Origin of the sequence: Bradyrhizobium sp. NBAIM08, assembly GCF_020193935.1 — a bacterium.
Lineage (GTDB): Bacteria > Pseudomonadota > Alphaproteobacteria > Rhizobiales > Xanthobacteraceae > Bradyrhizobium > Bradyrhizobium yuanmingense.
Genome location: NZ_JADYVR010001197.1, coordinates 1 through 390, shown reverse-complemented (window position 1 = coordinate 390; position 390 = coordinate 1). Strand labels below are relative to the sequence as shown.

Annotated in this window: 1 protein-coding gene; it reads right to left on the bottom strand. The window is 70.0% G+C overall.

All coding sequences use genetic code 11. From position 1 onward, the window contains the following. Nucleotides 1-86 precede the first annotated feature (86 nt). Nucleotides 87-390: hypothetical protein (locus I6F37_RS44120; protein ID WP_225155004.1), on the bottom strand; the 304-nt coding region annotated here is incomplete at its 5' end.

Below are 390 nucleotides of genomic sequence, written 5' to 3'. Positions count from 1 at the left end.
AAGCCGGCCGGTGTGCGTAGTTGGTAGGTCAATCGCGCTGGGCAGCGCATACCACGCACCGCAGTCGTAAGTGACAAAGGCGACGGTTAGGCGGTCGCCTCTGGTTGCGCGGTTCGCTTCGGTGCCGTGCTTCCGGTGACCGGCACGGACACGAGAGACCGGCCGACGGCGCCGATCAGCGCCCCGCCCAGTGTCAGGGCGAACATCCCCGTGCCGCTGGCCATGAGCTCGCGCCAGGCCGCTGCTTCGAACGACGGTCCGTCAGTGATCCCGAGCCCGGCCAGCTCGTCGGCCTGGCCGAGGGCGACATAGCGCTGGTACGTGCAGTCGGGCCCCGTCCGGCAGGTGAGCGACGTGCCGTCGGGCAACGCGCCGGAGTCGCCGTACAGG